The 18,582-nt window shown below is 71.4% G+C and carries 16 protein-coding genes and 1 pseudogene; 7 read left to right on the top strand and 10 right to left on the bottom strand.

Features of this window, described 5'->3' with window-relative positions; translation table 11 throughout:
* The first annotated feature begins 100 nt into the window (after nucleotides 1-100).
* Entirely contained in the window at nucleotides 101-2,716 is a 2,616-nt protein-coding gene (gene mgtA, locus ASC60_RS36615; RefSeq protein WP_055558041.1) for a magnesium-translocating P-type ATPase, read from the top strand.
* A gap of 150 nt (nucleotides 2,717-2,866) precedes the next feature.
* Nucleotides 2,867-3,112 carry a Sec-independent protein translocase subunit TatA gene (tatA, locus tag ASC60_RS36610; protein ID WP_055558040.1) on the top strand — a complete coding sequence of 82 codons (246 nt, stop codon included), beginning with the start codon at nucleotides 2,867-2,869 and terminating at the stop codon, nucleotides 3,110-3,112.
* Nucleotides 3,113-3,195: 83 nt separating this feature from the next.
* On the opposite strand, the gene asnB is transcribed toward tatA, so the two are convergent.
* From asnB to ASC60_RS44295, 4 genes and pseudogenes are all read right to left on the bottom strand, one after another.
* On the bottom strand, nucleotides 3,196-5,028 hold the full coding sequence (asnB, locus tag ASC60_RS36605; RefSeq protein ID WP_055558046.1) for an asparagine synthase (glutamine-hydrolyzing): 1,833 nt from the start codon (nucleotides 5,026-5,028) through the stop codon (nucleotides 3,196-3,198).
* Between the two features lie 212 nt (nucleotides 5,029-5,240).
* Nucleotides 5,241-5,438, bottom strand: a pseudogene (locus ASC60_RS41350) (hypothetical protein); the annotation flags it as partial.
* A gap of 93 nt (nucleotides 5,439-5,531) precedes the next feature.
* On the bottom strand, nucleotides 5,532-6,635 hold the full coding sequence (locus ASC60_RS36600; RefSeq protein ID WP_055558039.1) for an ABC transporter substrate-binding protein: 1,104 nt from the start codon (nucleotides 6,633-6,635) through the stop codon (nucleotides 5,532-5,534).
* A 170-nt stretch (nucleotides 6,636-6,805) separates the two neighbouring features.
* The gene (locus ASC60_RS44295) at nucleotides 6,806-6,943 is read right to left on the bottom strand and encodes a hypothetical protein (protein WP_370593011.1); all 138 of its coding nucleotides are present in this window, start codon (nucleotides 6,941-6,943) and stop codon (nucleotides 6,806-6,808) included.
* Nucleotides 6,944-7,077: 134 nt separating this feature from the next.
* On the opposite strand from ASC60_RS44295, the gene ASC60_RS36595 reads away from it, so the two are divergent.
* The gene (locus ASC60_RS36595; protein ID WP_234357291.1) at nucleotides 7,078-7,476 is read left to right on the top strand and encodes a tautomerase family protein; all 399 of its coding nucleotides are present in this window, start codon (nucleotides 7,078-7,080) and stop codon (nucleotides 7,474-7,476) included.
* On the opposite strand, the gene ASC60_RS36590 is transcribed toward ASC60_RS36595, so the two are convergent.
* Complete coding sequence (locus ASC60_RS36590; protein WP_055558037.1) at nucleotides 7,463-8,488, bottom strand: NADP-dependent oxidoreductase; 1,026 nt, start codon at nucleotides 8,486-8,488, stop codon at nucleotides 7,463-7,465. The genes ASC60_RS36595 and ASC60_RS36590 overlap by 14 nt on opposite strands.
* 70 nt (nucleotides 8,489-8,558) lie before the next feature.
* Here ASC60_RS36590 and ASC60_RS36585 point away from each other — a divergent pair, with 70 nt between their 5' ends.
* The 3 genes from ASC60_RS36585 (at nucleotide 8,559) to ASC60_RS36575 (ending at nucleotide 10,767) form a co-directional block, all read left to right on the top strand.
* Complete coding sequence (locus ASC60_RS36585) at nucleotides 8,559-9,542, top strand: GlxA family transcriptional regulator (RefSeq protein WP_055558036.1); 984 nt, start codon at nucleotides 8,559-8,561, stop codon at nucleotides 9,540-9,542.
* Between the two features lie 45 nt (nucleotides 9,543-9,587).
* A complete protein-coding gene (locus ASC60_RS36580; protein WP_055558035.1) occupies nucleotides 9,588-10,292 on the top strand; it encodes a GNAT family N-acetyltransferase in 705 nt (234 codons plus the stop codon).
* A gap of 178 nt (nucleotides 10,293-10,470) precedes the next feature.
* Nucleotides 10,471-10,767: an antibiotic biosynthesis monooxygenase gene (locus tag ASC60_RS36575; protein WP_055558034.1), complete on the top strand. Its 297-nt coding sequence runs from the start codon at nucleotides 10,471-10,473 to the stop codon at nucleotides 10,765-10,767.
* 192 nt (nucleotides 10,768-10,959) lie between these two features.
* On the opposite strand, the gene ASC60_RS36570 is transcribed toward ASC60_RS36575, so the two are convergent.
* From ASC60_RS36570 to alc, 4 genes are all read right to left on the bottom strand, one after another.
* On the bottom strand, nucleotides 10,960-11,706 hold the full coding sequence (locus tag ASC60_RS36570; protein ID WP_055558045.1) for an aspartate/glutamate racemase family protein: 747 nt from the start codon (nucleotides 11,704-11,706) through the stop codon (nucleotides 10,960-10,962).
* 59 nt (nucleotides 11,707-11,765) lie between these two features.
* The gene (locus ASC60_RS36565) at nucleotides 11,766-13,340 is read right to left on the bottom strand and encodes an NCS1 family nucleobase:cation symporter-1 (protein WP_079038869.1); all 1,575 of its coding nucleotides are present in this window, start codon (nucleotides 13,338-13,340) and stop codon (nucleotides 11,766-11,768) included.
* Nucleotides 13,341-13,407: 67 nt separating this feature from the next.
* Complete coding sequence (gene allB, locus ASC60_RS36560) at nucleotides 13,408-14,748, bottom strand: allantoinase AllB (RefSeq protein ID WP_199831154.1); 1,341 nt, start codon at nucleotides 14,746-14,748, stop codon at nucleotides 13,408-13,410.
* A 56-nt stretch (nucleotides 14,749-14,804) separates the two neighbouring features.
* Nucleotides 14,805-15,920 carry an allantoicase gene (gene alc, locus ASC60_RS36555; protein WP_055558033.1) on the bottom strand — a complete coding sequence of 372 codons (1,116 nt, stop codon included), beginning with the start codon at nucleotides 15,918-15,920 and terminating at the stop codon, nucleotides 14,805-14,807.
* 388 nt (nucleotides 15,921-16,308) lie between these two features.
* Between alc and ASC60_RS36550 the strand changes: the two genes are divergently transcribed.
* Nucleotides 16,309-17,442 carry an NAD(P)/FAD-dependent oxidoreductase gene (locus ASC60_RS36550; protein WP_055558032.1) on the top strand — a complete coding sequence of 378 codons (1,134 nt, stop codon included), beginning with the start codon at nucleotides 16,309-16,311 and terminating at the stop codon, nucleotides 17,440-17,442.
* A 102-nt stretch (nucleotides 17,443-17,544) separates the two neighbouring features.
* On the opposite strand, the gene ASC60_RS36545 is transcribed toward ASC60_RS36550, so the two are convergent.
* Complete coding sequence (locus ASC60_RS36545) at nucleotides 17,545-18,474, bottom strand: sensor histidine kinase (protein WP_055558031.1); 930 nt, start codon at nucleotides 18,472-18,474, stop codon at nucleotides 17,545-17,547.
* Between the last annotated feature and the right edge of the window lie 108 nt (nucleotides 18,475-18,582).

Here is an 18,582-nt window from a genome sequence, read left to right as displayed (position 1 = left end):
TTCATCGACGACCCGGACATGGTGACCGTGATGCGGCTGATGGTCGGCCAGTTGACCGACCGGGCGGCCCACACCCCGATACGACGCGCCCGCGGCTTCGGTGCCTGAGACGGCCGCCGTCTCCGGTGCCGGTCCCACCGCCCTCACGGGGGACGGACCGCCGGACGGCACAGCACAGCACATCACCGCCTTCACCACCCTCCAGGTGCTGCGGCACCTGGACAGCGGTCCCCTGGGCCTGGTGGAGACGCGGGCCGAGGAGCGCTTGGCGCGATGCGGTGAGAACACGGTGCCGGGCCGGCGCGCGGCGTCCTGGCCGCAACGGTTCGCGCGCAGTCTGCGGGATCCGTTCACCGCGGTGCTGCTGGGCCTCGGGCTGGTGTCGGCCGCGGTGGCGGCCTGGGGCACCGCATGCGTGATCCTGTCGCTGGTCTCGGTGAGCTGTGTGCTGCGCTCGTCCGGGGAACACCGGGCCGACCGGTCCATGGCCGCGCTGCGCGACTTGGTCACCACCACGGCGACCGTGCTGCGGCGCGCCGACGAGGCGGACCCGCCCCGGGCCCGGGAGATCCCGGTCGACCAGTTGGTGCCGGGCGATGTGATCCGTCTCGGCCCCGGCGACCTGGTCCCCGCCGACGCGAGGCTGCTGCGCGCGAGCGGTCTGAGCGTGCACCAGGCGCCGCTGACGGGCGAGTCCGCGCCGGTCGCCAAGTATCCCGTGGAGGTACCCGGTCCGCCCCGCGGCGGCGTGTTCGACCAGCCCCAGCTGTGTTTCCAGGGCAGCAGCGTGGCATCCGGCAGTGGCACCGCGGTGGTCGTCGCCACCGGGGCAGGTACACGCTTCGCCGCGGGCCACGTACGGACACGGCACCGTGCGGCGAGTGCTTTCGACCGGTCGGTGCAAGGGATCTCCTGGGTTCTCATCCGGTTCATGCTGCTGACTCCGCCACTGGTGCTGATGGCCAACGCGGCCCTGCGCGGGCGTGGTCTGGAGACGCTGCCGTTCGCCGTGGCGGTCGCGGTCGGGCTCACCCCGGAGATGCTGCCCGTCATCGTCACCACCGCCCTGGCCCGCGGGGCGTCCCTCCTCGCCCGTGAGCACAGGGTGATCGTCAAACGGCTCCCCGCGCTGCACGATCTCGGCGCGGTCGATGTGCTCTGCCTGGACAAGACGGGCACCCTCACCCTGGACCGGCCGGTGGTGGACCGCGCGCTGGACGCCGATGGCAGGGAAGCCCCCGAGGTGTTGCACTGGGCCGCCGTCAACGCCTGGTGGACGCTGCAACTGGCGGACCTGCCCGCCCCGGACACCCTCGACGAGGCGCTTCTGGACGCGGCCGACGACGACGAACTCCTGCGGTACGAAGGCCTCACCGCGGTCCCCTTCGACCCGGTACGCCGCCTCTCCACCGCCGTCGTACGCCGACCCGGCCACCTCGGCACCCACACCCTCGTGGTCAAGGGTGCCGCCGAAGACGTACTGAGCCGCTGCGCGCTGGAGGACGGCGAGCTGACACGGTTGCTCGCGCTCGCCGAGCACGAGGCGGACAGCGGCCTGCGGCTGCTCGCTGTCGCCTCCGCGGAGCGGCCGGCCCGCCACCGCGACTACACTCCGGCCGACGAACGCGGCCTGACCTTCCTCGGCTTCGTCGCGCTGCGCGACGCGCTCGCTCCGACCGCCGGGGACGCCCTGGACGTCCTCGCGGACCGCGGTGTCACGGTCAAGATCCTCACCGGCGACCACCCGGGCACCGCCGCGCGGGCCTGCCACGACCTCGCCCTGCACCCCGGCGATGTGCTCACCGCCGACCGCATCGACGGTCTGAGCGACAGCGAACTCGCCGACACCGCCCGCCGCACCACCGTCTTCGCACGCTGCACGCCCGAGCACAAGGCCCGTATCGTCGCCGCGCTGCGCACCGGCCGGCACACCACGGGCTTCCTCGGCGACGGGGTCAACGATCTGCCCGCGCTGCGCGCCGCCGACGTCGGCAGCTGTCCCCGAGGGGCCGTCGATGTCGCTCGCGAGAGTGCCGATGTCGTGCTCGCGGAGAAGGACCTCACGGCCATCGACCATGCGATCAGGGCCGGCCGGATCGGCAGCGGCAACATCGCCACCTATCTGCGGATCACGCTCTCCTCCAACCTCGGCAACGTCATCGCGATGCTCGCGGCGGGTCTTCTGCTGCCCTTCCTCCCCATGCTCCCGTCCCAGGTGCTGGTGCAGAACCTGTGCTTCGACGCGGCCCAGCTCGCCTTCGCCTACGACCGGCCCCAGCCCGCCCTGCTCCGGGGGCCCACGGTGCTGCGGCCCCGTGACTTCCTCCGCTTCATCACCGGCTTCGGAGTGCTCAACGCCATCGCCGACCTGGCCACCTTCGCCATTCTGGTGCGGGCGGCACACGCCTCCACGGGCTCCGGTGATCCGGCGGCGTTCCATTCCGGGTGGTTCACCGAGAACCTGCTCACCCAGGCCCTGGTGATGTTGTTTCTGCGCACGGGGCGGCGCACCGCCGAAGGCCGTGCCCCGAGCCCGGTCCGCTGGGCCGCCGCCTCGCTTGCCGTGATAGGCGTTCTCCTGCCGTTCTCCCCCCTGGGCCCGGTGCTGGGCATGACGACCCTGACCGGGTGGTACTACCTCCTGCTCGCCGCCGTCCTCACGCTGTACGCGGTCGGCCTGGTGGCCGCCGGGGCGCGCTACGAACGACGCCGGTGACGGCGGCCGGCGGCTGCCGTATCCGCTCAGCCGTGGGAAAGTTCCGATTCCTTCGTCCGCGCGTGGCTCTGGGGGGAAGACGTTGTACGAGCCCCTGGTTGTACAGTTGCGCAATGTGGCAAGTGTTGATCGAGGAAATGGGGTGCGGCGATGCTGCGCAACGGCTTGGAACCCTGGCATCTGCTGATCGTGGCGGTGGTGATGATTGTGCTGTTCGGCTCGAAGAAGCTGCCGGACACCGCTCGTTCGCTGGGGAAGTCACTGCGGATCCTGAAGAGCGAGACGAGGGCCATGAAGGACGACGGCGCACGGGCGGCGGAGTCACCCCGCGCGGAGCCGGAGGAGCGTGGGGTCTCGCACGCCGAGCAGGTCTCACCCGGTGTCGCGTCGGGTTGAGGCCGGCGGCCCCGCGAGGCCGCCCGGGCCGGGGCAGGGCGCATGCCCTCGCTCCGGTCCGGGCGGCGGGGCGCCGGCGCGGCTCAGTCCAGCGTGATGGTGGGCTTGCGCAGGTCCAGCCATGTGGCCAGGTCCAGGGCGCGTTCGATGACGGCGCGCTGCTGCGGGGTGATGTGCTCGCCCGGTGCGGCGATGGCCTCGTTCAGCGTCTTGAGGCGGCACAGCTCGAGAGCCGGGTGTCCCGAGGTGACGAGGTCGCTCGCCTGCCGTTTGATGGCGGCGAGGTAGGCGGGGTCGAAGCTGCCGGGGTAACCGCTCTTCTTGCGGTTCGCGACCGACTCGGGCAGCACATCGCGGGTGGCCTCGCGCAGGATGCTCTTCTCCCGCCCGTCGAACGTCTTGAGCGACCAGGGGGTGTTGAAGACGTAACTCACGAGCCGGTGGTCGCAGAACGGCACCCTGACCTCCAGGCCGACGGCCATGCTCATCCGGTCCTTGCGGTCCAGGAGCGTGTTGACCATGCGGGTCAGGTGCAGGTAGCAGACCTGCCGCATGCGCTTCTCCAGGCCGGACTCGCCCTCCTTGAGGGGGACTTCCTTCAGCGCGGTGACGTAGCGGTCGCGGAGGTAGGTGTCCAGATCGAGCCGGTCGGCGAGGTCGTCGGGCAGCAGGCTCTGGGTGTCGCCGAGCATCGGCCCCCCGGCGAGCCACGGGAAGGTGTCGGCCTCGCGCCGCTCGTCGTGGAACCACGGATAGCCGCCGAAGACCTCGTCGGCCGACTCGCCGGACAGCGCCACCGTCGACTGCTCGCGGACGGCCTTGAACAGGAGGTAGAGCGAGTTGTCCCGGTCGCCGAGCCCGATGGGCAGGTCCCGGGCGGCGATGGCGGCCCGCCTGACGGCCGGGTCGGACAGGGCGGAGCCGTCGAGCACGATGTCCTGGTGGTCGCACTTCACATAGTCGGCCACCGCGTGCACATACGGCGTGTCGACGCTGGGCGCGACATCGATCGCGCGGAAGTTCTCCGCCTGGTCGGGGAAGTCGACCGCGAAGCTGCGGACGGTCTCGCCGTCCTCGGCGAGCCGGCGGGCGGCGAGCGAGGTCATGGCGGAGGAGTCGAGCCCGCCGGAGAGCAGGGTGCAGCGGGGTACGTCGGCGACGAGCTGGCGGGCGATGATGTCCTCGAGCAACTCCCTCACGTGGGCGACGGTCGCCCGCTGGTCATCGGTGTGTTCGGACACCTCAAGACGCCAGTAGGCCCGCTCGCGCAGCCCGTTGCTGTCGACGACGGCCAGATGGCCGGGGCGCAGTTCCCTCATGCCCTTCCATATGGCCTCGCCCGGCGTCTTGGCGAACGAGAAGATCTCCCGCAGCCCGTCGATGCCGACCACGGGGGCCGCGAGCGGGTTGGCGAGGATGGCCTTGGGCTCGGAGCCGAAGAGCACGCCGTCGTCGGTCTCGTAGTAATAGAACGGCTTGATGCCCATCCGGTCCCGGACCATCACCAGCTTCTCGGCGCGGGAGTCCCAGATGGCGAAGGCGTACATGCCGTTGAGCTTCTCGGTGAGGGATTCCCCCCACTCCAGATAGCCGCGCAGGACGACCTCGGTGTCGGAGTCGGTGGTGAAGCCGTGGCCCCTGCGGCGCAGTTCGTCGCGCAGCTCGGTGAAGTTGTACGCCTCGCCGGAGTACACCATGGTGACGGGGCCGTCGGCCGTGTCGACGGTCATGGGCTGGGCCCCGCCGGGCAGGTCGATGACGGCCAGCCTGCGATGGCCGAGCGCCGCCTTGCCGGTCACCCAGGTGCCCGCCGCGTCCGGGCCGCGGCACGCCATCGTCTCCGTCATGGTGTCGAGGAGCTGTCGGTGAGAGGTCAGATCGCGGCGGTAGGAGACCCAGCCGGTGATGCCACACACGGTGATCAACCCTTTCGATCGGGGGCCAAACGGTTGCCTGGGATAACCATCTACCTCTCCGGAGGCGGGTCGCTACCTTCCGCCGCCAACGTCGGCGGGTGTCGTTTCTCACCAGTAAATTCCTGTTAAGGGAACGTTTCACCTCAAGCGTTGTCCGAAAAGGCACCCCCCCTGGGAATGGGGCCTGTACAGCTCCTGGCCCATGAGCGCTCTCATGGCCTGCCGCGTGTCCCGGCCGCCGTCACCGGTGCGCGGGCAACGGTGGTCGTCGTCTCGTCGAGCTGCGCCGTATCCAGCAGCCGGCCGCCGAGCAGTGCGGCGTAGAACCGGTTCAGGTCATGCGTGGTGCTGATGATCGAGTCGGCGCCGACGGCCATGCTCGGCGCCCCTCTCGGCCGTTCCGGCGCGCGCGGCCTCGCCGACGCCTTCCTGACACCCGCATGATGACCCCTTTCCCGTTCAGGTCGCCCCGCGCGGAGACGGCTGCCTCGGCGGTCACGGACTCAGCCGGTGTGGCGGATCCGAAAGCGATCGGGTTCCGCCGGGTCCCGATCGGCGATGTGGATCGGCGGCCCGGCCCATTGCCACACGCTGACGCCCGGCGTGCGGGAGAACCGGATCTGCCCACGGGTGCCTTCGACCGCGACGTGCGGCCAGGATTCGGCGATGCGGGCCCGGTCCGTGCCGTGGGAACGCAGCATCTCCGCGAGGACGGTGACCGTGTCGTAGCCCTCGAAGGCGACGAAGGACGGCGCTTGGCCCAGCCGCTCGCAAAGGGCCGTCTCCACTTGTGCGCCGAGTGGGCCGAGGCGCTCGGGGAGGTAGCGCAGGAACGGGATCGCGGCGCCCAGTGGCGTCGCCCATTCGGCGAACTCCGGTTGCCCGGCCGGAGCACCGATCAGGATCTCGGCGAGGCGATGGTCGCCGCGTACGGATTCGACGATCGGCACCGCCGGATCCGGGTGGCCGACCAGAAGGAGGAGGGCTGTCGCGCCACGGTCGACGAGCGCGTCGCACACGGCCGCGGGGGTGAGCGCGCTCATGTCGAGTTCGGTGACGGTGCCGCCGCGAGGGGCGAGGTGGTCCCGCAGAATGCGGGTCCCGGTCGCCCAGTAGACGCTCGGCTGGGTTGCCACGGCGATGCGACGGTGGCCGGCGTCGAGGAGGAAGTCCGCGTAGACCCGCCAGCCGCGGGACTGCGGCGGGGAGAGGCGCGCGACCCATTCCGTCGGCCGTTCGGTGAGCGTGTCGAGAACCGCCGACGAGCAGAGGAACGGCAGGCCGAGGGCGTCGGCCCCGGTGGCGGCGGCACGAGCGACGACGCTGTGATACTCCCCGGCCAAGGCGGCCACGCCCAGGCCGGCGCATTCTTCCACGGCCGCCGCGGCCCTCCGCGGATCAGCCGCGGTGTCTCGGACCACCAGCTCCAGCGGTCTTCCTCCGATGCCGCCCGCCTTATTGACGTGGTGAGCGGCCAACTCCATTCCGGCGAGCAGGCTTTGACCCGCCCCGGCCCAGCCGGGCCGGGTCAGCGGAACGAGAGCGCCGATCCGGACGGGCGATCGGTCCGCCCGCTCCGGCCCAGGTGGCGATGGTGGCGTAGGCATGCGTAGGCGTCTCCCGCTCCCGTATGGCGATTCGTTCGCAACCAGCCCAGGCCGCCGGGTGGCGAGGCCCGGTGTGCGTCGTCCCCTCCCGCCGTGGCGGGCGCGCCTGGTGATCGTGCCGGACATTGCATCCACCACCATCGCCCGCGGACAACCGGTTTTGTTCGGGATCAGTCGGTGAGGTCGGCGAGGTCGGCGGCCTGCCGGCGCAGGGCGCGTGCCAGCGCGTCCGTGGGTGCCGTGAGGACGCCCGGCCTGCGGACCAGGCTGACGCGTCGTACCTCCTCCGCGACGCCTTCGACGGACACGATACGCACGCCGGGCGGAACGGCGGGCAGCAGCGCCGGCGTGGCGGTGGTGATACCCGCGCCGGCCGCGACCAGGTGGAGCTTGGTCAGCCATCTATCTGCGCCGGGGAACCACTCCCGAGTACCGCCGGAATGTGTCCCTCGGCCTCCACAAGGCCATGGTCGACGTGCTGAAGATCCCCCAGGACGACCAGTTCCACGTCTTCCACGAGGTCGCGCCGGACAACTTCCATATGCAGCCGGTCGTGTTCGGCCTGCGGCGCGGCGAGCGCGTCATGCTCATCCAGCTGTCCTTCAACTCCCGCACCGCCGAGCAGAAGGCCGAACTGTTCCAGGCGATCGTCACCAACCTCCGGTTGTCCGCCGACGTCCCCGAAGAGGACATCCTGATGACGATCATCGAGACGGCCCGCGAGAACTGGTGGGCGGCCGGGCGCGTCGTCGATCCCGCCACCGGCTACGACGAGCGCATGAACGACGATCTCACCGAGGGCGGCGCACGGCCCGAACCGTCCCGCCTCAGCGCACGGTGATCACCAGCTTCCCCGTGGTGCGGCCCGTCTCTCCCAGGGCGTGGGCGCGGGCGCCTTCGGCGAGGGGGAAGGTGGCGGAGACGTGGGCGCGGAGCCTGCCCCGGTCGACGAGTTCGGCGACGGCGCGCATCCCGGCCCGGTCGTGCTCGACCAGCAGACTGACGGCGCGGACCTGGGCCTTCTCCGCCGCGGCCGGGGTGTCCTCGGCGCCCGGCAGCAGGGAGACGACGATGCCGCCGGGGCGGAGCACGCCCACGGAGCGGGTGGCGGTCTCCCCGCCGAGGGCGTCGAGGACGACGTCGTAGCGCTCGTCGGTGTCGGTGAAGTCCTCGGAGCGGTGGTCGACGCAGGCGTCCGCGCCCATCTCGCGCAGGAAGTCGTGCTTGGGGGCGCTCGCCGTCCCGGTGACGTGCGCGCCGCGCTCCTTGGCGATCTGCACGGCGAGATGGCCGACGCCGCCGGCCGCGGCGTGGATCAGCACCCGCTGCCCGGCCCGGAGGTCCGCGGTGTCGACGAGGGCTTGCCAGGCGGTGAGCGCGGCCAGCGGCAGGGCGGCCGCCTGGACGTGGTCGATCCCGGCGGGCTTGGCGACGAAGGCGCGGGTGGGGCCGGTCACGTACTCGGCGTGGGAGCCCGCCCCGTACGGATAGGGCAGCATGCCGAACACCTCGTCACCGGGCCGGAAGAGGGTGACGCCGAAGCCGGTCTCCACCACCGTGCCGGAGACGTCCCAGCCGAGGGTCAGCGGCGGGGGCGGCAGGAACACGCTCAGGGCGCGGTGCTTGAAGTCCGTGGGGTTGAGCCCGGCCGCGTGCACGGCGACGAGGATCTCCCCGGGACCGGGCGCGGGCCGCGGAAGCTCGGTCAGCCGCAGGACCTCGGGGCCGCCGAGGGCCGTCTGGTGCAGGGCGAGCATCATGGGGGCGCCGTCCGGCGCCGCGGGGCCGGGGGAGTCCGTGGCGGCCGCCGGGGCCGGGGAGCCGAGGTGGTCAGGGGTGTCCGTCGAAGTCATGCCTCGATCCTGGCCCTAGGGTCCGGCCCGGGGCGATGGCAGGATGGTCAGGCTCCGATACATTCCTGCCATGTCCATCGTCCCTGCCGCCCGCCGCGTCCCCGGCGCCCACCAGGTCGTCGTCCTTGCCCTCGACGGCGTCTATCCCTTCGAACTCGGCATTCCGCACCGGGTGCTGGGGTCCGCCGGCGGCCGCTACGAGGTGCGCTCGGCGAGCGTGGACGGGCGGCCCGTGCGTACCGACTCGGACCTGACGGTCACCCCCGGGCACGGTCCCGAGGTGCTGGACGAGGCGGACACCGTGGTCATCCCTCCGTACGCCATCTCCCGGGCCTCGGCCACCGCGCCGGACCCGCGAGCCCTCACCGCGCTGTCCCGCGCCCGCCCCGGCACCCGTCTGGTGTCCATCTGCACCGGCGCCTTCCTGCTGGCCGCCGCCGGTCTCCTGGACGGGCGCCGGGCCACCACCCACTGGGCGCTCACCGACCACTTCCGGGAGCTGTTCCCCCGGGTCGAACTCGACGCCGGTGTCCTCTTCGTCGACCACGGTGACGTGCTGACCTCCGCCGGGGCGGCCAGCGGTGTCGACGTCTGCCTGCACCTGGTGCGCCGGGACCACGGCAGCGAGGTGGCCAACCACGTCGCCCGTTGCTGCGTCGTACCGCCGTACCGCGACGGCGGGCAGGCGCAGTACATCGAGCGGCCGGTGCCGCCGTCGGGCGGAACCGGCACCGGGCCGACCCGTGACTGGGCGCTGCGGCGGCTGGAACTGCCGCTGTCGCTGGACGAGTTGGCCGCGCACGCGGCGATGAGCACCCGCACCTTCGCCCGGCGCTTCCGGGAGGAGACCGGTCTGAGCCCCGGCCGGTGGCTGACCCAGCAGCGGCTGCGGCGGGCCCGGCGGCTGCTGGAGTCCAGCGACCTGCCGGTGGAACGGATCGCCCACGAGGTCGGCTTCGCCACCGCCACCTCGCTGCGGCGGCACCTGGCGGCGGAGGCGGGGGTCGCCCCATCGGCGTACCGGCGCACCTGGCGGGACAACGCACCGTCATGAGGTGCCTATGATCGCACCCGCGCCCGGCATGAGAGGTACGGCACCATGGTGAACCGCGACGCCCCGGCACTCGACGACCCGGTGGGGCGATCACTCGGCGGTCACCACGCGCATCTCGCCCGCCGGCTCGGCCGGGCCGCCACCTATCCGCCGGACGTCGCGACCTTCTCCGCGGTGCCCGCCGACCCGGGCCCGGCGGAATGGGCCGATCTGGCCGGGCTGCTCGGGCCGGGCGCGTTCGCCGACATGTTCAGCTGTCCCGCCACTCCGCCGCCGGACTGGGAGCCGGTCTTCTCCCTGCAGGGCCGCCAGATGATCGGGCCCGGCGGTGCTCGGCACTTCCACGCGGAGACCGGGACCGATGAGGGCGTCGTCGACCTGGGTGCGGACAGCGTGGCCGAGATGCTCGACCTCGTCGCGCGGACCGAGCCGGGGCCGTTCCGGCCGCGCACCCCCGAACTCGGCGCCTACCTCGGCATCCGCGACAACGGCACGTTGGTGGCGATGGCGGGGGAGCGGCTGCGGCCACCGGGCTGGACCGAGATCAGCGCCGTCTGCACCGCTCCCGAGGCACGCGGACGTGGCCACGCGGCACGTCTGATCAACGCGCTCGTCGCGCGGATCGTGGCCCGCGGCGAACACCCCTTCCTGCACGTGGCCGAGGCGAACACCGGCGCGATCGCCCTGTATGAGCGCCTCGGCTTCACCACCCGCAAGCAGGTGACCTTCCGGGGGTTCCGCACACCGTGACGGCTCCGCGCGTCAGGTGATCGTGGGATGGCCATGCGGGTCCTGTGGATCTACGCTTCCGCCGACGCCACGCGTACCCTCGTCGAGACGGGCGCCACCGCGGGTCGACGCCGAGCACGCCACGCCCGCCGAGACCCGCGACCGACCACCGCCGCGACCCGAGAACAGGGACACCACCGTGATCACCGAGATCGCCCAGATCGAGATCCACCCGGGCCAGGAAGAGGAGTTCGAGGAGGCCGTCACCAAGGCCCTGCCCTTCTTCCTCGAGGCCGACGGCTGCGACGGGGTCGACCTGCAGCGCAGCGTCGAACACCCCTCGCGCTACCGGCTGATGGTCCGGTGGGAGACGGTCGAGCACCACACCGTCACCTTCCGCGGCTCCGATGGCTTCACCCGCTGGAGGGCCCTGGCCGGACCGCACTTCGCGGCTCCGCCGCAGGTGGAACACGTGTACTCCGTCCTCGCGCCATGACGTCGGCGGCCGGGACCGCAACCGGTCCCGGTCCCGGCCCCGGCCCGCGCTCGATGCCGCGCGCGGTTCGGCCGGCCGGGGTCCCCTTGGCGCGGACGGCGATGTCGCCCGAGGAAGCCGCCGAGGCCGCCGCCACGATCTTCCTGGGTGGCGTACAGCGGCCCGAGAACAGCCGTCAGGCAGCCTTCGCGCTCATCGGCGCGGCCCCGTGTGCGCCCCCGGGGCGTACGGCCAGCCGGTCACCTTCTTCGGCCGGGGCGGCGCGTAGGTGCGCACCTTGGAGGTGGACAGCCCGAGCCTGACCAGCGACTCCGCGATGGTCACGGCGGCGCTGACACCGTCGACGACGGGGACGCCGGTGCGCTCCCTGATCCGGTCGTCCAGGCCCGCCATGCCGCCACAGCCCAGGCAGATCACCTCGGCCTTGTCCTCGCGCACGGCGCGCTCGGCCTGCGCCACGATCGCTTCGACGGCGGCTTCCGGGTCCTCTTCGAGGTCCAGTACGGCCATGTCGCTGGCCCGGACCGAGGCGCACCGGGTGTGCAGACCGGCCAGTGTGAGCCGGTCCTCGATCAGCGGGAGCGTCCGGTCCAGCGTGGTGACGACCGAATAGCGGTGTCCGAGGAACATCGCCGTGGTGGCGGCGGCCTCGGTGATGTCGACGACCGGTACGTCCAGGAGCTCCTGCAGGCCCTCCCTGCCGTGTTCGCCGTACCCCGCCTGGATGACGGCGTCGAAGGGCTCCGGGTAGGACTGGACCCGGTCCATCACGGCGATCGCCGCGAGGTAGCTCTCGAAATTCCCCTCCACGGACTCGGCACCGAAGCGCGGCGTCAGGCCGACGATCTCCGTGCCGGCCGAAGCCACCGTTCTCGCCCGGGCGGCGATCGCCTCGGTCATGGACTCGGTGGTGTTCACGTTCACGACGAGGATGCGCATGCGGAATGCCTCCGGGTTGATCATCGGACGGGGGTGTTCGCGTCACGGGTGGTTCGGGCTCAGTCCGCGCACGGGACGGCGATCTCGGCTCCGGAAACGTCCTCGTGGTCTTCCTTGCGGTTCGACACCAGGAAGTATGCGACGGCGGCGACGCCGGCGCCGATGAACCACGCGAACGGCGCGGCCGGGGCGAAGGCCGGGAGGAGGGCGAGCAGGACCGCCAGCACGGCCGCGGGGACGAAGGCCGCGATCGCGCGGGGGTTGAAGCCCCGGGTGTAGTGGTACGGCCCGGAGGCGTCCATGGTGTAGAGCTGGGGCACGTTGACACGCCCCTTCCGGATCAGCCAGTAGTCCGCTGCCACCACTCCGAACAGGGGGCCGAGGAGGGCGCCCAGGCCGCCGAGGAAGTAATTGACGACGGTCGGGTTGTTGTAGAGGTTCCACGGCAGGATCGCGATGCCGATGACGCCGCTGACGACTCCCGCCCGCCTGAAGTTCAGGTGCTTGGGGAAAAGGTTGGCCAGCGCGTAGGCGGGGGCCACGAAGTTGGCCATCAGATTCACCGCGATGGTGAGGATGATCAGCGCCAGGCCGGCCAGGGCCACGAACAGGGTATTGGGCAGGTCCTGAATGACGTCCGCCGGGCTGGTGATCGTTTTGCCGTTGATCTGGAACTGGGCGCCGGAGATGACGATGCTGATGATGCCGAACAGCATGATGTTGACCGGAATGCCGCAGAAATTACCGACCGTAATCGCCCTTTTGCTGGTGCAGGACCGGGTGAAATCACAGAAATTCAGCGCGAAGGTCCCGTAGATGGACACCCAGAGCGACGCTCCGGCGAATATCTCCCGCCACATGCGGCCGCCCTCCAGATGGTTGGGCGCCGAGAGGGCGATGGAGCCTCCCGCCCTGACGAACATCCAGATGGCGAGGGCACACAGGGTGACGAGGATGACCGGGCCGGCGAACGCCTCGTACTTCCGGACCATTTCCAGCCCGTACGTGACGATGACGATCTGCACGATCCACAGGAGCCCGAAGGAGATCCACCCGAGCGCGGAGAGCCCCAGGAAGGAGTGCTCGGTCAGCCCGGCGAACGGACGGTAGACGGCGATCAGCAGGACATTCAGCACATGCGATGCCAGATACGTCTGGATGCCGAACCACGCGATGGCGACGACACCGCGGATGAGGGCCGGAATCTGGGCGCCGCGGACGCCGAAACTGATCCGGCTCATGACCGGGAACGGAACGCCGGTCTTGTGCCCCATGTAGCCGGCGAGATTGAGGATCCCGAACAGCAGCGCCGCCCCGATCGCCAGCGCGAGCAGAATCTGCCAGGCGCCGAGTCCGAGGGCGAACAGACCGATGGCGAACGTGTAGTTGCCGAGGCTGTGCACATCGTTGGCCCAGAGGGTGAAGACGTTGTAGCTCCGCCAGCGGCGCCCTTCCACCTGCGTGGGCGCCAAGTCCTTGTTGTACAGGCGCGGACTCGGGGAAACCGTGCTGCGGGCCGCTGCCGGCGGGCCGGCCGGTGCGGCTCCGCGACCGTCCGGATCGCCGTCGATCACGTCCGTGATCCGCTCGGAATGTGGTGCCCGCAGTGGCTCCACGGGAATTTCTGCACTCATGACCGGCCGCTCCTCATCGCGGTTTCCGTATGTCGTAAGAGTTTCGATGCCTTGATCAGGCCGTACGTCAGGCCATTCCTCGCCTCAGCAGCCGTCCGCGCGGCGGCTGATCGATGTCCACCGGCTCACCGTTCAGCCAGGTGCCGCGCACCGTCCCGGCCAGCGGGCGGCCGACGTAGGCGGATACGGGGTTCTTGTGGTGGAGGGTGGCGACGTCCACGACGAACGCCTCGTCCGGGGCGAAGACGCAGAAGTCCGCCGCGCTGCCCAGCGCGATCTGTCCCTTGTGGATCAGCCCGGCCTGCCTGGCGGGGTTCTCCGCCATCCAGCGCACGACGTCGGTCAGCGCATGCCCGCGCCGGCGGGCCTCGGTCCACACCGCGGGCAGGCCCAGCTGCAGCGAGGCGATGCCGCCCCACGCGATGCCGAAGTCACCGATGTCGAGGCGCTTCAGCTCTTCCGTGCAGGGGGAGTGGTCGGAAACCACCTGGTCGATCACCCCGTCGCCGAGTCCCCGCCACAGCAGCTCGCGGTTGCCGGCTTCCCGTATGGGGGGACAGCATTTGAACTGCGTCGCCCCGTCGGGGATCTCCTCCGCGGTGAAGGAGAGGTAGTGGGGGCAGGTTTCCACGCTGAGCCGCACGCCTTCGCGGCGCGCCGAGCTGATCATCGGCAGTGCGTCGGAGCTCGACAGATGGAGGATGTGCACGCGGCAACCGGTCCATCGGGCCAGTTCGATCACTTGCGCGATGGCGAGGTTCTCCGCGCCGCGCGGCCGTGAGCGCAGGAAATCGCCGTAGCTCTCACCGTGCGGGGTGGCGGCCCGGTCGATGGCGTGGGCGTCCTCGGCGTGCACGATCATCATGGCGCCGAAGGAGGCGAGCTGACGCAGCGCCCCCTCCAGCTGCTCCGGCGCCAGCGGTGGGAACTCGTCCACACCGGAGTGGAGCAGGAAACACTTGAAGCCGAACACCCCCGCGTCGTGCAGTGCGCGCAGCCCGTCGAGGTTGCCGGGCACCGCACCGCCCCAGAAGCCGACGTCGACCCATGAGCTGCCTTCCGCGGCCTTGCGCTTGACCTGCAGCGCGTCGACGTCGACCGTCGGCGGGATGCTGTTGAGCGGCATGTCGATGATCGTGGTGATCCCGCCGGCGGCCGCGGAGCGGGTCGCGCTGGCGAACCCCTCCCACTCGGTGCGGCCCGGCTCGTTGACGTGTACGTGGGTGTCCACCAGGCCCGGCAGCAGCACCACGTCGCTCCCGAGCTCGACGACACGCTCCCCTTCCAGGGCCGCGTCCAGCGGTTCGATGGCGACGATCCTGCCGTCGGAGACGCCCACGCACCGGGACACCTCTCCGGCGGCTGTGATCACCCGGGGCGCGCGGAACACCAGATCCAGTCCGGTCATCTCATTCCTGCCGTTTCTGCTACTCGTGACGGATTCGCTGTCGGTGACCGGATGGGTCAGGACAGTTCGGCGGTGCGCTCGGCGAGGTTCTTGGCGCCGGTGTCGGTCAGCGAGCCGTGCAGTCGCAGCCGGGAGATGCCGCCGTCGGGGAAGACGTCGATCCGTACGTGTGTCGCCGTCGGCTCGTCCACGAGGAAGCGGTGCACCGTATCGGGCTGGAGCCGGGTGCGCGGCAGGATCTCGAACCACTCGTCCGAGCCCGTCTCCTGATCCTGTCCGTAGAGCGCGGCCCAGCCCGCGGAGTTGCCCTTCAGATAGCCGGTGTCGATCTCGACGGCCCGGATCACCGCCTGTGCGGTGAGCCGGTAGCGCACCCAGTCGTTGCCGCGGTCACGGCGGCGTCGCGTCTCCCAGCCGTCGTCCATCTTGCGCGACCGGCCGGGCAGAATCGTGTTGGCCGGCGACGAGTAGAACCGGTCCGACGCGTCCTCGACCGCACCGCCGTTCTCCAGCGCCACCACGTCGAACGTGCCCAGCGCGGCCAGCCACTCCGGATCGGCGGTGACCTCCCCGTACACCCGCAGACGGGCGATCCCGCCATCGGGATGCTGGGCGACGCGCAGGTGGGTGAAGCGCCGCTCCACGTCGACCGCGAAGGCGTTGGCCGCGTGACCACCCACCGGGGTGCGCGGCACGATCTCCGTCCACTCCGTGCCGTCCGCCAGCAGCTCGGCGGGCGAGGCGGACGGCGGCGCCGAGGTCGCCTGCACGCTGACCGCCTGCGGATAGTTGCCCCGGAAGTGCGCGGTGTCCACGATCAGGCCGCGGATCACCCCTGGCGCCCCCAGCCGGACCAGCGCCCAGTCGTGATCGTCATCCGCCGGATGCGGTGCGTCACCGCCGGTGCCACGGCGGCGCCGGGTCTCCCAGCCGTCCATGATCTTGCCCTTGTGGCCGAAGTGCTCGGGGTCGAACACCGCCGGGCTCGGGATCAGCAGGTTCTCCCGCTCGGCGAAGAACTCATCGTTCGCGGCGATGACACTGCCCCCCAGCCGACGGTCGGCCAGGTCGACCAGATGGCCGAAGGGGACCTCGGCGCTGCGGTAGTCGGCGTAGGGGTCGCCACCACCGTACGGCTGCGCGTCTCCGGAGAAATGAGTGGCCTGCGTCATGGATGGGGACCTTTCGACGGTATCGGTGGGGTGAGTGGTGCGGAGGAGGTCCGGGATAGACAGAACTTCCGCGATGCGGATAGTTGTTTCTGTCATATGGAATGACAACCCCGATGTTGTGTCGGCGTCAACCCCTTGGTGACCATGTCGTCCCACGAATGGCGAAGACGGCGTGAACACTCGACACCTGTCGTTCATGTCGGCCTTGGGTGGTAATAGGCGTGATGGCCGTTATTGGGTAGAACGCTCCTGTGGGGAGGGCGTCCATCGCCGAGGCGGTCGGGGATCTGTCGGTCCGATGTCGGCGGCTCGTCGGCGGGCCCTGGGAGCTTTGCGGAGATCCCGCCGGGTGCCGACCCGGCGGGCGTGCCACACGCGAGGAATCACCATGACCACTGACGTCACGATCATCGGCGCCGGACTCGGCGGGCTGACGCTCGCCCGCGTCCTGCACGTCCACGGCATCCCGGCCACGGTCTACGAGGCGGAGCCGTCGCCGACCGCCCGCGGGCAGGGCGGGATGCTCGACATCCACGACCACAACGGCCAACTCGCCCTTGAGGCGGCGGATCTGATGGACCAGTTCCGTGGCCTCATCCTGGAGGGCCGCCAGGCGATGCGGATCCTCGACCGGAACGGGACCGCCCTGTTCGAACAGCCCGACGACGGCACGGGCGGGCGCCCCGAGGTCCAACGCGGCGAGCTGCGCCGGATCCTGCTCGACGCGCTCCCGGCCGGTACCGTCCGGTGGGGCCACAAGGTCAGCGGCGTCCAGACGCTCGGCGTGGGCCGCCACGAGGTGACCTTCGCCGACGGCACCACCGTGGCCACGAGCCTGCTGGTCGGCGCGGACGGCGCGTGGTCACGGGTCCGGCCGCTGCTCTCCGACGCGGCCCCCGAGTACATCGGCCGGGCGTTCGTCGAGACCTGCCTGTTCGACGGCGACTCCCGGCACCCCGCCGCCGCGAAAGCGGTCGGCGGCGGGTCGCTGCTCGCGCTCGCGCCGGGCAAGGGGATCCAGGCGCACCGCGAGAGCGGCGGCACCCTGCACACCTACGTGGCGCTCACCGGGCCGCAGGACTGGTTCGCCGCCATCGACTTCAGCGACGCCGCCGCGGCCACCGCGCGGATCGCGGAGGAGTTCGCCGGCTGGGCGCCGGAGCTGACCGCGCTGATCACCGACGGCGACACTGCACCGGTCCTGCGCCCCCTCAACGCGCTGCCGGCCGGGCACCGTTGGGACCGGGTGCCGGGGGTGACCCTGCTCGGCGACGCCGCCCACCTGTCGGCCCCCAACGGCGAAGGCGCCAACCTGGCCATGTACGACGGCGCCGAACTCGGCAAGGCCCTCGCCGCGCACCCGGACGACCTCGAGACCGCGCTCACCGCGTACGAGCAGGCCATGTTCCCGCGCGGTGCCGCGGCCGCCGCCGAAGGCGCCGAGCTCCACGAGCTCATGTTCGGCGACGACGCGCCCCACAGCCTGATCACCGCGTTCAGCGGACACGTACAGGGCCGATGAGGGGGCACGGTGTCAGGCGTTGGCCGGGCCCGGGTGGCGGCCGAGCCGGTGCCCTGTGGCGTACGGGAGCGACGAGCGGTGCGCCGCGTCGCCGGACCGGGCCTACCGGCCGAGGTGGAACCGGATGGTGGTGCCGTCCGGACCGGTGTGCACCCGGACCAGGTCGGTGACCCGATGCACCAGCAGCAGGCCCCGGCCGCCGACCTGACCCGGCGCGGCCGGTCGCCGCCCGGCGAGCGGATCGCTGAGGCGGCCGCCGTCCTCGACCTGGCACAGCACCTGCCCGGCCCGCTCCCAGACCCGCACCGTGCCGCGACCGGCGCCGTGCAGCACGCTGTTGGTGGTCAACTCGGACGTCGCCAGGGCCAGATCGCCAAGGCGCTGCCCGGCGAGGCCGAGCCGCTCACCGGCCGCGACCGCGAACTCGCGGGCGAGGGGCAGACGTTCGGCGTCGAAGGAGAAGGCGGGGACGCCTGCGGGCGGGGGCAGCGGCTCGTTGTGCGCCGCGGTGGCGCGCTCGGGGTCGTAGACGTGGCTCGGGCGCTCCCGGCCGTCCTCGATGACCACCGGGTGGGTCAGCCACGCGTCGGCGAGCGCGCCGTCGTCCAGCCGCCGGCTGTCGTACGGGCACAGGATGGTGACCTCGCGGCCGCGGAAGGCCAGGTTGATCAGCGCCTCGTGCTGGACGCACGGACCGTACTCGGCCGCCGTGCGGCCGGCCCAGATGGGTTCGCCGATGATCCGCACCCGGCCGCCCGGGTGCCGGTCGGCGAAGTCCCGCAGCACCGCGGGGATGATCCGCCCGGGGTTGCGCCCGGCCACGGTCATGTCGAGGAACCGCACCTTCGCGCCATCCCGTCCGAGCGCGCTCCGCAGGAGCCGGAGGCCGGCGCCGGGGACGGCCACCGCCACCGGCTCGCCGGCGCGCAGACCGTCGAGCACGAAGGGCAGGGTGCCGGTCAGATAGTCCTCGTCGTCCCGGTAGAACAGGGCCGGGTGGACGAAGGGACCGGCGGCGGCTTCGGTGCTCACCACCAAGTCACCCCGATCGCGGAAAGTCAGGACCCGGCCCGGGCCGCCCCCGGCGAGCGGATGGGGGAGTGGTCTGAGGACCGCCCCACTGTACCCAAGGAGTGCCCG

The sequence above is a fragment of the Streptomyces sp. NBRC 110028 genome (assembly GCF_001417735.1).
In the GTDB taxonomy this organism is placed as follows: domain Bacteria; phylum Actinomycetota; class Actinomycetes; order Streptomycetales; family Streptomycetaceae; genus Streptomyces.
Note: the sequence above shows the minus strand (reverse complement) of the source record. Positions and strands in the feature narration are given on the sequence as shown.

Excerpts from the sequence above, each read along its gene's own strand:
- ASC60_RS36550 (WP_055558032.1), top strand. The coding sequence starts at position 16,309 with ATGACCACTGACGTCACGATCATCGGCGCCGGACTCGGCGGGCTGACG.
- ASC60_RS36590 (WP_055558037.1), bottom strand. The coding sequence starts at position 8,488 with ATGACTTCGACGGACACCCCTGACCACCTCGGCTCCCCGGCCCCGGCG.
- allB (WP_199831154.1), bottom strand. The coding sequence starts at position 14,748 with ATGACCGGACTGGATCTGGTGTTCCGCGCGCCCCGGGTGATCACAGCC.
- tatA (WP_055558040.1), top strand. The coding sequence starts at position 2,867 with ATGCTGCGCAACGGCTTGGAACCCTGGCATCTGCTGATCGTGGCGGTG.
- ASC60_RS36570 (WP_055558045.1), bottom strand. The coding sequence starts at position 11,706 with ATGCGCATCCTCGTCGTGAACGTGAACACCACCGAGTCCATGACCGAG.
- ASC60_RS36580 (WP_055558035.1), top strand. The coding sequence starts at position 9,588 with ATGGTGAACCGCGACGCCCCGGCACTCGACGACCCGGTGGGGCGATCA.
- ASC60_RS36565 (WP_079038869.1), bottom strand. The coding sequence starts at position 13,340 with ATGAGTGCAGAAATTCCCGTGGAGCCACTGCGGGCACCACATTCCGAG.
- alc (WP_055558033.1), bottom strand. The coding sequence starts at position 15,920 with ATGACGCAGGCCACTCATTTCTCCGGAGACGCGCAGCCGTACGGTGGT.
- ASC60_RS36600 (WP_055558039.1), bottom strand. The coding sequence starts at position 6,635 with ATGCCTACGCCACCATCGCCACCTGGGCCGGAGCGGGCGGACCGATCG.
- ASC60_RS36585 (WP_055558036.1), top strand. The coding sequence starts at position 8,559 with ATGTCCATCGTCCCTGCCGCCCGCCGCGTCCCCGGCGCCCACCAGGTC.